This window comes from Mesorhizobium sp. M7A.F.Ca.US.002.01.1.1 (assembly GCF_004022955.1).
GTDB lineage: Bacteria > Pseudomonadota > Alphaproteobacteria > Rhizobiales > Rhizobiaceae > Mesorhizobium > Mesorhizobium ciceri.
The window spans coordinates 1-12,105 of the sequence record NZ_RZQE01000029.1 but is presented as its reverse complement, the minus strand read 5'-3'; the positions used below and the strand labels follow the sequence as shown (position 1 = coordinate 12,105).

Sequence of the window (12,105 nt, the reverse complement as noted above, 5' to 3'; positions counted from 1 at the left end):
CGACCTCTCCCCGAGGGGAGAGGAGGTGTCAGCGCTGACGCCAGTCTCTTCTCCCTGCGGGGGTGAGGCGTGGTCCGCGCAGCGGGCGAAAAGCCAACTGCTTGGCTTTTCGAACAACGAACGCCCGGAGGGCGGTGGCCGCAAAGCGGCCGGATGAGGGGGCCGGCTCGGCCTCAGACAATGCCGCCCGAACCGCCAGCGACTGCAGGGCGTTCCGCTGCAACCTTGGCGCGGTAACCCGCCGCTCGATAGGCGGCGACCGGGTCGATGGCGCCGCCGGTCTTCAGCCGCGCCATGGCGAGGATCGGCTCGACATCGGTGCGGTAGGCCGCTTTCAGCGTCTGCGTCGCCATCAGCGCGTCATTGCTATCCTGAAAATCTTCCAACGCCTTGCGGTCGACCAGCAGCGCCTGCGCATAGGCGCGCTGCACCTCGACCGCCGATAGCATCAGGCTTTCGATCGGATCGGTGACGTTGTGGCTCTGGTCGAGCATGTGGGCCGGGTCGAACCCCTCGGCGCCGGAAAGTTCGGCGTCGACCAGTTCGTTGAAGACGAGAAACAGCCGGTAAGGATCGATCGAACCGGCGTCGAGATCGTCGTCGCCATATTTCGAATCGTTGAAGTGGAAGCCGCCGAGTTTTTTGAACTGGATCAGCCGCGACACGATCATCTCGATGTTGACGTTTGGGGCATGGTGGCCGAGGTCGACGAGACAGAACGCCTTGTCGCCCAGCTCCTGCGCGATCATGTAGTTGGTGCCCCAGTCCTGCACGACGGTGGAATAGAAGGCCGGCTCGTACATCTTGTGCTCGCTGAACAGCTTCCAGTCGGCGGGCAGTCCGGCGTAGACCTCTTTCATGGCGTCGAGATAGCGCTCGAATGCCTTGGCGAAATTGACCTGGCCGGGAAAGTTCGAACCGTCGCCGATCCACACCGTCAGCGCCTTGGAGCCGAGCGTCTTGCCGATCTCGATGCATTCGAGATTGTGCTCGACCGCTTGCCGGCGCGTGCCGGCGTCGGCATGCGACAGCGAGCCGAATTTGTAGGAGAGCTTCTGGTCCTTGGCGTCGGAAAAGGTGTTGGAGTTCATGGCGTCGAAGCCGAGGCCAAAGCGCGAGGCCGCTTGCTTCAGCCGGTTCGGATCGGCCTTGTCCCACGGAATGTGCAGGGAAACGGTCGGCGTCGCCTGCGTCAATTGCTGGATGACGGCGCAATCCTCGATCTTGTCGAAGATGTCGCGTGGCTCGCCGGCACCGGGAAAGCGGGCAAAACGCGTGCCGCCGGTGCCGACGCCCCAGGACGGGATCGCCACCGCGAATTTCTCGACCTTGTCTCTGACAGCGTCGATGGCGATGCCGCGACGGTCGAGCCGCTCGCCGAGCGAGGCATAGTCGCGCTCGAGGTTGGCCTTGCGCGCGGCGTTGTCCTTGTCGACGAGGCCGGCGGAGATGATGTGTTCCATCGTCCCCTCCGCTCAGCGCGTGAACGACTGGGCGTTGCCCGCGTCGACATTGATGATGTTGCCGGTCGACTTGGCCGACATGTCGGACGCCAGGAAATAGATCGCCTCTGCGATGTCTTCCGGGAAGACCGAGCGCTTCAGCATCGAACGCGAGCGATAGTGCTCCTCCAGATCGTCGGTCGACATCTTGTAGGCGGCGGCGCGCTGTTCCTTCCACTCGCCGGTCCAGATCTTCGAGCCGCGCAGCACCGCGTCCGGGTTGACGACATTGACCCTGATCTGCGCCTCCGCGCCCTCCAGCGCCAGGCAGCGGGCGAGATGGATCTCGGCAGCCTTGGCGGTGCAATAGGCGGCGGCGTTCGGCGATGCGGCAAGGCCGTTCTTGGAGGCGACGAAGACGACGTTGCCGCCAATCTTCTGCGCGCGGAACAGCCGGAACGCTTCCCGCGAGACCAGGAAATAACCGGTCGACAGGATGTCCATGTTCTTGTCCCACAGCGCCAGCGTCGTCTCCTCGATCGGCGCCGAGGAGGCCAGCCCTGCATTCGATACCAGAATGTCGATGCCGCCGAACTCGACCGCTGTCTCGGCAAAGCCCGAAATGACCTGCTCCTCCGAGGTGACATTGATCAGCACCGGCCGCACGAAGTCCCTGCCGTAGACTTTCGCCAGTTCGTCATTGGTGCTGGCGAGTGCCGCCTCATCGATGTCGGCCAGCACCACGCAGGCGCCTTCGCGCAGCAGGCGGTTGGCCGTGGCGCGGCCGATGCCGCCGGCGCCACCCGTGACCAGGGCGATCTGGCCGGCAAGCGACTTCGGCTTCGGCATACGCTGCAGCTTCAGGTCTTCGAGCAGCCAGTACTCGATGTCGAAGGCTTCCTGTGCAGGCAGGCCGACATAAGACGACACGGTGGAGGCGCCGCGCATGACGTTGATGGCGTTGACATAGAATTCGCCCGAGATGCGCGCCGTCGCCTTGTCGCCGGCGAAGGTGAACATGCCGACGCCGGGCATCAGGTAGACGACGGCATTGGGATCGCGGATGGCGGGCGAGTCCGGATGCTTGCAGCTGTCGTAATAGGCCTGGTAGCCAACGCGATATTCGGCGATGTCGTCGGCAAGACGCGCGATGACGGCATCGACATCGGGTTTTGCCGGATCGAACTCGATGACCAGCGGGCGGATCTTGGTGCGCAGGAAATGGTCAGGGCACGACGTGCCAAGTGCCGCCAGCGGGCGCAGATCCCTGGAGTTGACGAATTCGAGCACAGCAGTGGAATCGTCGAAATGGCCTGTTTTGTGGCTCCTTTCCGAGATCAGGCCGCGAATCCTCGGCATCAGTTTGGCCGCGATGGCACGGCGCTCAGTGGCGTCGAGCGACTTGGCCGCTTCACCGCCGAAGATAGCGACACCCTCGGAGCGGCGCTCGAACCATTCGATCGCCTGGTTGATCACTGAGATCGTCGTCTCGTAGCATTCCCTGGGGGTGTCGCCCCAGGTGAACAGGCCGTGGCTTTCCAGGATGACGCCCTTGGCGGCTGGGTGTTCGAGGCAGAATTTCTCCAGCCACAGGCCAAGTTCGAAGCCAGGGCGCTTCCACGGCAGCCAGCCGATGGCCTCGCCGAAGATTTCTTTCGTCAGCGCCTTCGAATCCTTCGCCGCGGCAATGGCGATGATGGCATCGGGATGCATGTGGTCGACAAAGGGCTTCGGCACGTAGGCATGCAGCGGCGTGTCGATCGAAGCCGCACGCGGATTGAGGTTGAAGGTGCAGTGCGGCAGGAAGCCGACCATCTCGTCTTCGTGCTCGACGCCGCGATAGAGGCCTTTGAGCGCGCGCAGCTTGTCCATGTAGAGCGTGGCAAAGCCGTCCAGCTTGATCGAGGCGCTGTCGCCGCCCGATCCCTTGACCCACAGCACTTCGACATCCTCGCCGGTGAGCGGGTCTTTCTGCCAGATCTTCGACGACGTGTTGCCGCCGCCATAGTTGGTGACCCGCTTGTCGGAACCAAGTGTGTTCGAACGGTAGACCAGAAGTTCCGGCCCGCTCATGGCGTGAGCCTTGGCCTCGTCCCACAGATTGGCGAGGCGCGCGCCGGTGCGCTTGTCGAGCATAAGAAATCCTCCCGAAGGCACGCAGAAGGCGCGGCCATTTGGCCCCGAATTTCCACGGAAGCGGTCGGCTTGTCAATCACAAACGATCAATATCGATCATATTGCACTGCACAATGAAATTATATGATCGGAAATGATTGACACTGCGCGTTTTGGGTGCCTAGATGCCCGGGCAGGGAGGAACCATGCACGAAAAAGAGCGCCACAGGATCATTCTGTCCGCCGTCCAGGAAAAGCCTGTGGTGACGGTGCAGGAGATGGTCGACCTGACGGAGTCCTCCGAGGCGACGATCCGGCGCGATATCGCGGCTCTCCACGTCCAGAAGCGCCTGCGCCGCGTGCGCGGCGGCGCCGAGGCAATCTCGCCGCCGCAGTTCATCGGGCTGGCCGGCCGGCCCTTTTCCGTCAACGAAACCATCAACGCCTCGCAGAAGCGGGCGATTGCGCGTGAAGCGGTCGAGCTGTGCAACGACGGCGAACCGATCATCATCAATGGCGGCACCACCACCTTCCAGATGGTGCATTTCCTGACCGGCCGCCGCATGCCGATCTTCACCAATTCGTTCCCCATCGCCGAGCACCTGCTCAAGCACTCCAAGAATACGGTGATGCTGTCGGGCGGCACCATTTATCGCGAGCAGAACATCATCCTGTCGCCCTTCGACAACGACGTGACGCGCAATTTCTATGCGCGCCGCATGTTCATGGGTGCGCAGGGTCTGGGGCCGCTCGGCCTGATGGAGGGCGATCCGCTCTTGATCCAGGCGGAGCAGAAACTGATCGACCAGGCCGACGAGTTGGTGGTGCTGGTCGATTCCTCGAAATTCCGCAAACGCTCCAGCCTCATCCTGTGCGGCCTGTCGCGCATCGCCACCGTCATCACCGATGACGGCATCGAGGATCGTGAAGCCAAGATGCTGGAGACCGCCGGCGTGACGCTGATCGTCGCCCGCACATCCGCAACCAACAAGGAAGAATCTTCACTGCAGGCCTGAGGCCAACTCGCGCTCGCAGCGGCGATGGAATGCAACGCTCAAGGGAGGAAATTCGATGAGCTTCTTGAAGAAATTGATGGTGACGGCTGCATTCTCAGCCGCCATGTTCGTGAATGCAGCCTACGCCGAAAACGTCAAGATCGCGCTGGTGGTGAAGTCGCTCGGCAACGGCTTCTTCGATGCCGCCAACAAGGGCGCCGAAGAGGCGGCCAAGGAACTTGGCGATGTCGACATCATCTACACCGGCCCGACCAAGGCGACCGCCGAAGCGCAGATCGAAGTGGTCAATTCGCTGATCGCGCAGAAGGTCAACGCCATCGCCATTTCGGCCAATGACGCCGACGCTCTGGTGCCGGTGCTGAAGAAGGCCATGGAACGCGGCATCACCGTCATCTCGTGGGATTCGGGCGTCGCCAAGGAAGGTCGCCAGCTTCACCTCAACCCGTCCGACACCGGCCTGATCGGCGAGACCATCATCAAGCTCGCCGCCGACCACCTGCCGGAAGGCGGCGAGGTCGCCATCCTGTCGGCCTCCTCGACCGCGACCAACCAGAACGCCTGGATCGACGCGGCCAAGAAGATCCTGCCGGAGAAGTTCCCCAAGATCAAACTCGTCGCCACCGTCTACGGCGATGACGATTCGGCCAAGAGCACCGACGAAGCCAAGGGCCTGTTGAAGTCCTATCCGAACCTGAAGGCGATCATCGCGCCGACCACCGTCGGCGTCGTTGCCGCCGCCCAGGTCGTCACCGACGAGAACCTGATCGGCAAGGTCAATGTCACCGGTCTCGCACTGCCGTCCGAGTTCAAGAAGTTCATCGACAACGGTTCCAGCCAGGCGGTTGCGCTGTGGAACCCGATCGACCTCGGCTACTCGGCCGTCTACCTCGCCCATGATCTGGCGGTGAAGAAGGAAGAGGCCAAGCCCGGCGCCACGCTGTCGATCGGCCGCGTCGGCAAGGTCACGCTCGACGACACCAACTCGGCTGCAATGGCTCCGCCCTTCCAGTTCGACAAGTCGAACATCGAAAAGTTCTCCAAGATCTATTGATCTGGAGTTCTCTAGAGCTGACGCGGCGGGGCTCACGTCCCGCCGCGGCTTTAAACGAACCTTGTTTCAGGGCTTGATACGACTATGGACACGACAGCCCAACACGGCGCGGTGAAGGAGCGGCCTCCGGCCCCGGCTCCACGCTTGACGCTGTCCGGCATCTCCAAGAGCTTTCCCGGCGTGCGCGCGTTGCACAATGTCAGCCTGTCGCTCTATCCGGGCCAGGTGACGGCGCTGATCGGCGAGAACGGCGCCGGCAAGTCGACGCTGGTCAAGATCATGACCGGCATCTACCAGCCCGACGGGGGCACGATCAGCATAGACGGCCACGCCGTCACCCTGCCCAGCGCGCATGCCGCCTTCGGCCATGGCGTCACCGCCATCCACCAGGAAACCGTGCTGTTCGACGATCTGAGCGTGGCCGAAAACATCTTTCTCGGCCACGCGCCACGCACGCGTTTCGGCACCATCGACTGGCGCACGATGCGCAAGAACGCGCGCGAAGTGCTGGACACCATGCATGCCGACCATATCGACGCCGACGCGCGGCTGAAGGACCTTGGCATCGCCAACAAGCATCTGGTCGCGGTTGCGCGTGCCATGTCGATCGACGCGCAGATCGTCATCATGGACGAGCCGACCGCCGCGCTTTCCATGAAGGAGATCGAGGAGCTCTTTTTGCTGATCGAATTCCTCAAGAGCGATGGCAAGGCGATCCTGTTCATCAGCCACAAGTTCGACGAGATCTACCGTATCGCCGACCGCTACACGGTGTTCCGCGATGGCGAGATGGTCGGCGAAGGCCTGATCAAGGATGCCGGCCAGAGCCAGATCGTGCGCCTGATGGTCGGCCGCGCGGTCGATCACATCTTCCCGCAGCGCAAGGCCGAGATCGGCGCACCGGTGCTCTCCGTTTCCGGCCTGTCGCATCCGACCGAATTCAACGATATCGGCTTCGAACTGCACAAGGGCGAGATCCTCGGCTTTTACGGCCTTGTCGGCGCCGGCCGCAGCGAGGTGATGCAGGCGATATCGGGCATCACCCGCACCTCAGCCGGCACGATCACGCTGGAAGGCAAGACGATCGCGCCGAAATCGGCTGCGGATTCGATCGATGCCGGCATCGTCTACGTACCGGAAGAACGCGGCAAGCAAGGCGTGGTGATCGGCCTGCCGATCTTCCAGAACGTCTCGCTGCCTTCGCTCAAGCGCACGTCGAAGTCCGGCCTGCTGCGGCTGTCGGAGGAGTTCGATCTGGCCCGCTCCTACACCGAGCGACTCGACCTCAGGGCCTCTTCGCTCAGCCAGGATGTCGGCACACTGTCGGGCGGCAACCAGCAGAAGATCGTCATCGCCAAATGGCTGGCGACGTCGCCCAAGGTGATCATCCTGGACGAGCCGACCAAGGGCATCGACATCGGCTCGAAGGCCGCCGTGCACGGCTTCATGGCCGAGTTGGTGGCGCAAGGCCTGTCGGTGATCATGGTGTCGTCCGAGCTGCCCGAAATCCTCGGCATGTCCGACCGTGTCGTGGTCATGCGCGAGGGGCTTGTCGCGGCGGTCTACGACAACAAGGAGCTGGACGCCGAGACGCTGGTTCGGACGGCAGCAGGGATCGCGGCATGAAGGCTTTCCTCAAATACCGCGAAATCTGGCTGGCTGCTGCCATCATCGTCTTGATCGGGCTGATCTCGACGCGTTTTCCGGCCTTCGCCGATCCGGCCAATCTGCGCCAGGTGTTCAACGACACCTCGATCCTGATGATCCTGGCGCTTGGCCAGATGGTGGTCATCCTGACCCGGTCGATCGACCTGTCGATGGCGTCCAATCTCTGCTTCACCGGCATGGTGGTGGCGATGCTGAACGCCGCGCATCCGGCAATCCCGATCCCGCTGCTGATCGTCATCGCACTACTGGTCGGCCTGGTGCTCGGCGCCATCAACGGCCTTTTGGTCTGGCGGCTGAACATTCCCTCGATCGTGGTGACTTTGGGCACACTGACCATCTATCGCGGCGCCACCTTCGTCCTGTCCGGCGGTGCCTGGGTCAATGCCGACAAGATGAGCCCGGAGTTCATCGGCTTCCAGCGCGCGGCCTTCCTCGGCATTCCGGTGCTGTCGTGGATCGCCATCCTGGTCATTGCGCTGTTCTTCGTTGTGATGACACGCACCGCGCTCGGCCGCTCGATCTACGCGATCGGCGTCAACCCGACGGCGTCCGTCTATGCCGGCATCGATGTCGGCCGGACGAAATTCATCGTCTTCTGCATCTCCGGCATGATTGGCGGCCTGTCAGGCTATCTCTGGATCTCGCGCTACGTGATCGCCTCGGTCGAGGTCGCCAATGGCTATGAGCTCAACATCATCGCCGCCTGCGTCATCGGCGGCATCTCGATCGCCGGCGGCATCGGCTCGGTCGGCGGCGCGGTATTAGGCGCACTGTTCCTCGGCATCATCTCCAATGCGCTGCCGGTCATCAACATCTCGCCTTTCTGGCAGATGGCGATTTCGGGCAGCGCAATCATTCTGGCCGTCGTGCTCAATGCGCGCGGCGAGCGCCAGCAAGGCCGCATCATCCTCAGAAAGGTGGAGGCGTGACCGACATCCCTGCCCCGCGCCACATTCCCGACCGGCTCGACAAGCCGCTGCGTTCGGCGATCTTTTCCTGGGAAGCGCTGCTGGTCGTGGTGGCCGTCGCCATCTTCGCCATCAACAGCTTCGCCTCGCCCTATTTCCTCGACCCGTACTCGCTGTCCGATCTGACCTTCAATTTCACCGAGAAGGGCCTGATCGCCTTCGCCATGGCGCTGCTGATCATCTCGGGCGAGATCGATCTGTCGGTGGCCGCCATCATTGCGCTGGCGTCGACCATGATGGGCATGGCGGTGCAGGCCGGCGCCGGCACGCCCGTGCTGGTGCTGATCGGCATCGTCGTCGGGTTAGGCTGCGGCGCCTTCAACGGGCTGCTGGTGACAAGGCTCGGCCTGCCCTCGATCGTCGTCACCATCGGCACGATGAGCCTGTTTCGCGGCATCGCCTTCATCATCCTCGGCGACCAGGCCTACAAAGGCTATCCCTCAAGCTTCGCCTTCTTCGGCCAGGGCTATGTCTGGTGGGTGGTGTCGTTCGAGCTGGTGCTGTTCCTGATCGCGGCTGTCGTCTACTGGTTCCTCTTGCACCGCACGAGTTTCGGCCGACGCGTCTTCGCCATCGGCAACAATCCGGTCGCTGCGCAATTTTCCGGCGTGCGCGTCGGCCGCACCAAGTTCATCCTGTTTTGCCTGACCGGGCTGATGTCGGGCATCGCCTCGGTGCTGATCACCTCGCGCCTCGGTTCGACGCGGCCCTCGATCGCACAAGGCTACGAGCTGGAAGTCATCACCATGGTGGTGCTCGGCGGCGTCAGTATCCTCGGTGGCGCCGGCAGCATTCTTGGGGTCGTCCTGGCCGCCTTCATCATGGGGCTGGTGACCTTCGGACTTGGCCTGCTCAATGTGCCGGGCATCGTCATGTCGATCTTCATCGGCCTGCTGCTGATCATCGTCATTGCCTTGCCGATCGTCTGGCGGCGGCTGCGCGGAGGGCGTTGATGGCCAAGAAATACGCGTTCAAGATGAAGCTGAAGCCCGGCATGAAGGCAGAGTACAAGAAGCGCCATGACGAGATCTGGCCGTCGCTGGTCGCGCTACTGAAGCAGGCCGGCGTCTCCGATTATTCCATCCATCTCGACGAGGAGACCAATATCCTGTTCGGTGTGCTGTGGCGGCAAGACGACCACCGCATGGACGAATTGCCCGGACATTCGGTGATGCAGCGCTGGTGGGCCCACATGGCCGACATCATGGAGACCAGGCTGGACAACGAGCCGGTGGCCGTGAAGCTGGAAACAATGTTCCACATGGCATGAGTGCGATGCGTCACATCGCCGTCATCGACATCGGCAAGACCAACGCCAAGGTGGCGCTGGTCGACCTCGCCACGTTGAGCGAGGTGGCGCTGCGCCGCATGGCGAATGCGCCGGTGCGGCAGGCGCCTTACCCACATCACGATGTCGAGGCACTGTGGGCATTCATCCTCGAAAGCCTTGCCGGCCTCAACCGCGAACAGCGCATCGACGCCATTTCGATCACCACCCATGGCGCGACCGGCGTGCTGGTCGACGCGGCGGGTGAACTGGTGCTGCCGGTGCTCGACTATGAGTTCGACGGCCCCGACGGGATGGCCGAGGATTACGACGCGATCCGCCCGCCTTTTGCCGAGACCGGCACGCCGCGCCTGCCGCTCGGCCTCAATCTCGGAGCACAATTCTTCCGGCAGCAGAAGAGCTTCCCGGCGGAATTCGCCAGGGCCGCGGCGCTGCTGATGTACCCGCAATACTGGGCCTTGCGCCTGACCGGCATCGCCGCCAACGAGGTCACCTCGCTCGGCTGCCACACCGACCTGTGGAACCCGTGGACAGCGGATTTTTCATCCCTGGTCGAGAGGCTGGAGTGGCGAAGCCTGATGGCGCCGGTGCGGCCGGCCAGCGATCGCCTCGGCCCGATCCTGCCCACCGTTGCTGTGCGAACCGGACTGGATCCGCACACGCCGGTGTTCTGCGGCCTGCATGATTCCAACGCCTCGCTGCTGCCGCATCTTCTCTCCGACAAGCCGCCTTTCTCCGTCGTCTCGACCGGCACCTGGGTGGTATCGATGGCGGTCGGCGGCAAACAGATTGCGCTGGATGCCGCGCGCGACACGCTGGTCAATGTCAACGCGCTCGGTGATCCCGTTCCCTCGGCGCGCTTCATGGGCGGCCGCGAGTTTTCGGTGCTGACAAAGGATCAGCCGGAGCCGTGGACCGAGGATGATGTCGGCGCCGTGCTGGCGCGAAAGATGCTGCTGCTGCCGTCGACCCAGCAAGGTTCGGGGCCGTTCCCGCACCATGCCGCGGCATGGCTCAACGCCGACGGCATCAACAAAGGCCAGCGCTTTGCCGCCATCTCATTCTATCTGGCTCTGATGACGGCGACCTGCCTCGACTTGATCGGTGCCGACGGGCCGACCACGGTCGAAGGCCCCTTTGCCCGCAACCGGCTCTTTGTCGGCATGCTGGCGGCAGCCACGGCGCGCGCCGTGGTTGCGTCGGAGGCCGCCACCGGCACCAGCATCGGCGCGGCGCTGCTGGCATCCGATCAACTGATGGCACAGGGCAAGGGCGAAAGAATAGAACGGCCTATAGACCCAGCCTGGGTCGACTATGTCAGCGCATGGCGGGCGGCAGTGGAAGTGCAGGGCTGATCAGAGAATCCGTTTGCCGAAGGCAGACATGACGAAATTGACCGCATCGGTGCCGATCCGCGGCTCCAGATCCGCGGTCAGGCCCGACACATCCATCGACAGCAGCCCGCCGGAGAGCGCGATCGCCTCCATCGCCTGATGCGTCTCGCGCACGGTCAGCCCACCGGAGCCCGCCGCCCAGCCGGCGAATTCGGTCACTGTAGGCGAGTAGCTGACATGAAAGCCTTGCGTGCCTGATGTGGCGATACGGATCGCTTCATGCATCAGGTCGCGCATGCCCATGGCGTCGATATCGGTCATGGTGAAGGCCGACACGCGTGAGTCCTTCAGCACGCGCGCTTCGGCCGGATCGGCGTGGCGCAGGCCGACGATGACGACATTCTCCGGCGACAGCTGCGGCTGCAGCGCGCCCGCCTTGTGGTCGAGGCCGAGGGTGCGCGCCAGGACCGAACCTTCCGGCAGGTCGATGCCGTCCTCGTCCTCGGGCATCAGGGCGGCGATGGAATCGATCCAGATCAGGCCGCAGGAATGCGTGGCTCGCGCCGTCGCGGTCAGCGCCTTGTGCGCGACGCGACGATCGGCGCCGGCGGTCAGCCGGACCAGTCCCGATGGCGGCCGCTCGATATCGGCCAATTCGACGACGTCGAAATTCATCGCCTCCAGCCGCGCCCCCGTGCCCTCCCGGGCCAGGATCCCGGCGGCCCCCGGTTCGGCGGAGATCGACACCATCTTGCGGCCGGAAAAATCCTCGACGTCGTGCATCGGGGCCTTCTCGACATATTCCGAGGTCATTGCCAAAAGCATGGCGCCATAGCTCATGCGGAAGGCGACGCGGTCGCCGACGGCCAGCGGCGGGTCGGCATCGGCGACGTCCAAAAGCAGATGGTCGCTGGAGGCGCCCAGCACCCGGATCCCCCTGGCAATCGGCGTCAGCCCCTCGACCAGCACGTCCTCGCGGCCGATATTGGCGATGGCGCGCAGCCTGTCGCCTTCGTCGGGGAAGACCGGCTGGTTGCCGAAGGCGTCGTAGCCCGATTGGCCGATCGGCCGTGACGGCTTGAGCTTGACCTCGATGATGTCGCTGGTCAGCCGGCAGGCATCGGGCTCGAGCTCGGCCCATGGCACATCGCGGAAGGTTTCGACGCCACCTTGCAGGATCGCCTCGCCGACGCGCAGATTGTTGATGCCGGCCGGAAGCCTGC

10 protein-coding genes are annotated in these 12,105 nt (G+C 63.5%); 7 read left to right on the top strand and 3 right to left on the bottom strand.

Annotation, left to right across the window (positions count from 1 at the left end; all coding sequences use genetic code 11):
- Window positions 1-173 precede the first annotated feature (173 nt).
- Together rhaI and EN932_RS05720 are read right to left on the bottom strand one after the other, a co-directional pair.
- On the bottom strand, window positions 174-1,463 hold the full coding sequence (rhaI, locus tag EN932_RS05725) for an L-rhamnose catabolism isomerase (RefSeq protein ID WP_127365807.1): 1,290 nt from the start codon (window positions 1,461-1,463) through the stop codon (window positions 174-176).
- A gap of 12 nt (window positions 1,464-1,475) precedes the next feature.
- Window positions 1,476-3,578 (bottom strand): bifunctional rhamnulose-1-phosphate aldolase/short-chain dehydrogenase, encoded by a 2,103-nt coding sequence (locus EN932_RS05720; protein ID WP_128368761.1) that lies wholly within the window; start codon window positions 3,576-3,578, stop codon window positions 1,476-1,478.
- A gap of 185 nt (window positions 3,579-3,763) precedes the next feature.
- Here EN932_RS05720 and EN932_RS05715 point away from each other — a divergent pair, with 185 nt between their 5' ends.
- The 7 genes from EN932_RS05715 to EN932_RS05685 all read left to right on the top strand — a co-directional run bounded on the left by EN932_RS05715 (window position 3,764) and on the right by EN932_RS05685 (window position 10,903).
- Entirely contained in the window at window positions 3,764-4,573 is an 810-nt protein-coding gene (locus tag EN932_RS05715) for a DeoR/GlpR family DNA-binding transcription regulator (protein WP_013533598.1), read from the top strand.
- A gap of 55 nt (window positions 4,574-4,628) precedes the next feature.
- On the top strand, window positions 4,629-5,624 hold the full coding sequence (rhaS, locus tag EN932_RS05710; RefSeq protein WP_013533599.1) for a rhamnose ABC transporter substrate-binding protein: 996 nt from the start codon (window positions 4,629-4,631) through the stop codon (window positions 5,622-5,624).
- Between the two features lie 84 nt (window positions 5,625-5,708).
- Window positions 5,709-7,250, top strand: coding sequence for a sugar ABC transporter ATP-binding protein (locus EN932_RS05705; protein ID WP_127368685.1), 1,542 nt, complete (start codon window positions 5,709-5,711; stop codon window positions 7,248-7,250).
- Complete coding sequence (locus EN932_RS05700) at window positions 7,247-8,221, top strand: ABC transporter permease (protein WP_127368686.1); 975 nt, start codon at window positions 7,247-7,249, stop codon at window positions 8,219-8,221. The genes EN932_RS05705 and EN932_RS05700 overlap by 4 nt, the downstream gene beginning before the upstream one ends.
- Window positions 8,218-9,213, top strand: a complete 996-nt coding sequence (locus EN932_RS05695) for an ABC transporter permease (RefSeq protein ID WP_127368687.1) — start codon at window positions 8,218-8,220, stop codon at window positions 9,211-9,213. The genes EN932_RS05700 and EN932_RS05695 overlap by 4 nt, the downstream gene beginning before the upstream one ends.
- Window positions 9,213-9,530, top strand: coding sequence for an L-rhamnose mutarotase (rhaM, locus tag EN932_RS05690; RefSeq protein WP_127368688.1), 318 nt, complete (start codon window positions 9,213-9,215; stop codon window positions 9,528-9,530). The genes EN932_RS05695 and rhaM overlap by 1 nt, the downstream gene beginning before the upstream one ends.
- Complete coding sequence (locus EN932_RS05685) at window positions 9,527-10,903, top strand: FGGY-family carbohydrate kinase (RefSeq protein WP_128368760.1); 1,377 nt, start codon at window positions 9,527-9,529, stop codon at window positions 10,901-10,903. The genes rhaM and EN932_RS05685 overlap by 4 nt, the downstream gene beginning before the upstream one ends.
- Here EN932_RS05685 and EN932_RS05680 read toward each other — a convergent pair.
- The coding region (locus EN932_RS05680; RefSeq protein ID WP_128368759.1) for an arginase family protein at window positions 10,904-12,105 on the bottom strand (1,202 nt) is incomplete at its 5' end.

Bases quoted from the DNA above. Each gene is read 5' to 3' on its own strand.
- rhaI (WP_127365807.1), bottom strand. From the start codon at position 1,463: ATGGAACACATCATCTCCGCCGGCCTCGTCGACAAGGACAACGCCGCG.
- EN932_RS05720 (WP_128368761.1), bottom strand. From the start codon at position 3,578: ATGCTCGACAAGCGCACCGGCGCGCGCCTCGCCAATCTGTGGGACGAG.
- EN932_RS05715 (WP_013533598.1), top strand. From the start codon at position 3,764: ATGCACGAAAAAGAGCGCCACAGGATCATTCTGTCCGCCGTCCAGGAA.
- rhaS (WP_013533599.1), top strand. From the start codon at position 4,629: ATGAGCTTCTTGAAGAAATTGATGGTGACGGCTGCATTCTCAGCCGCC.
- EN932_RS05705 (WP_127368685.1), top strand. From the start codon at position 5,709: ATGGACACGACAGCCCAACACGGCGCGGTGAAGGAGCGGCCTCCGGCC.
- EN932_RS05700 (WP_127368686.1), top strand. From the start codon at position 7,247: ATGAAGGCTTTCCTCAAATACCGCGAAATCTGGCTGGCTGCTGCCATC.
- rhaM (WP_127368688.1), top strand. From the start codon at position 9,213: ATGGCCAAGAAATACGCGTTCAAGATGAAGCTGAAGCCCGGCATGAAG.
- EN932_RS05685 (WP_128368760.1), top strand. From the start codon at position 9,527: ATGAGTGCGATGCGTCACATCGCCGTCATCGACATCGGCAAGACCAAC.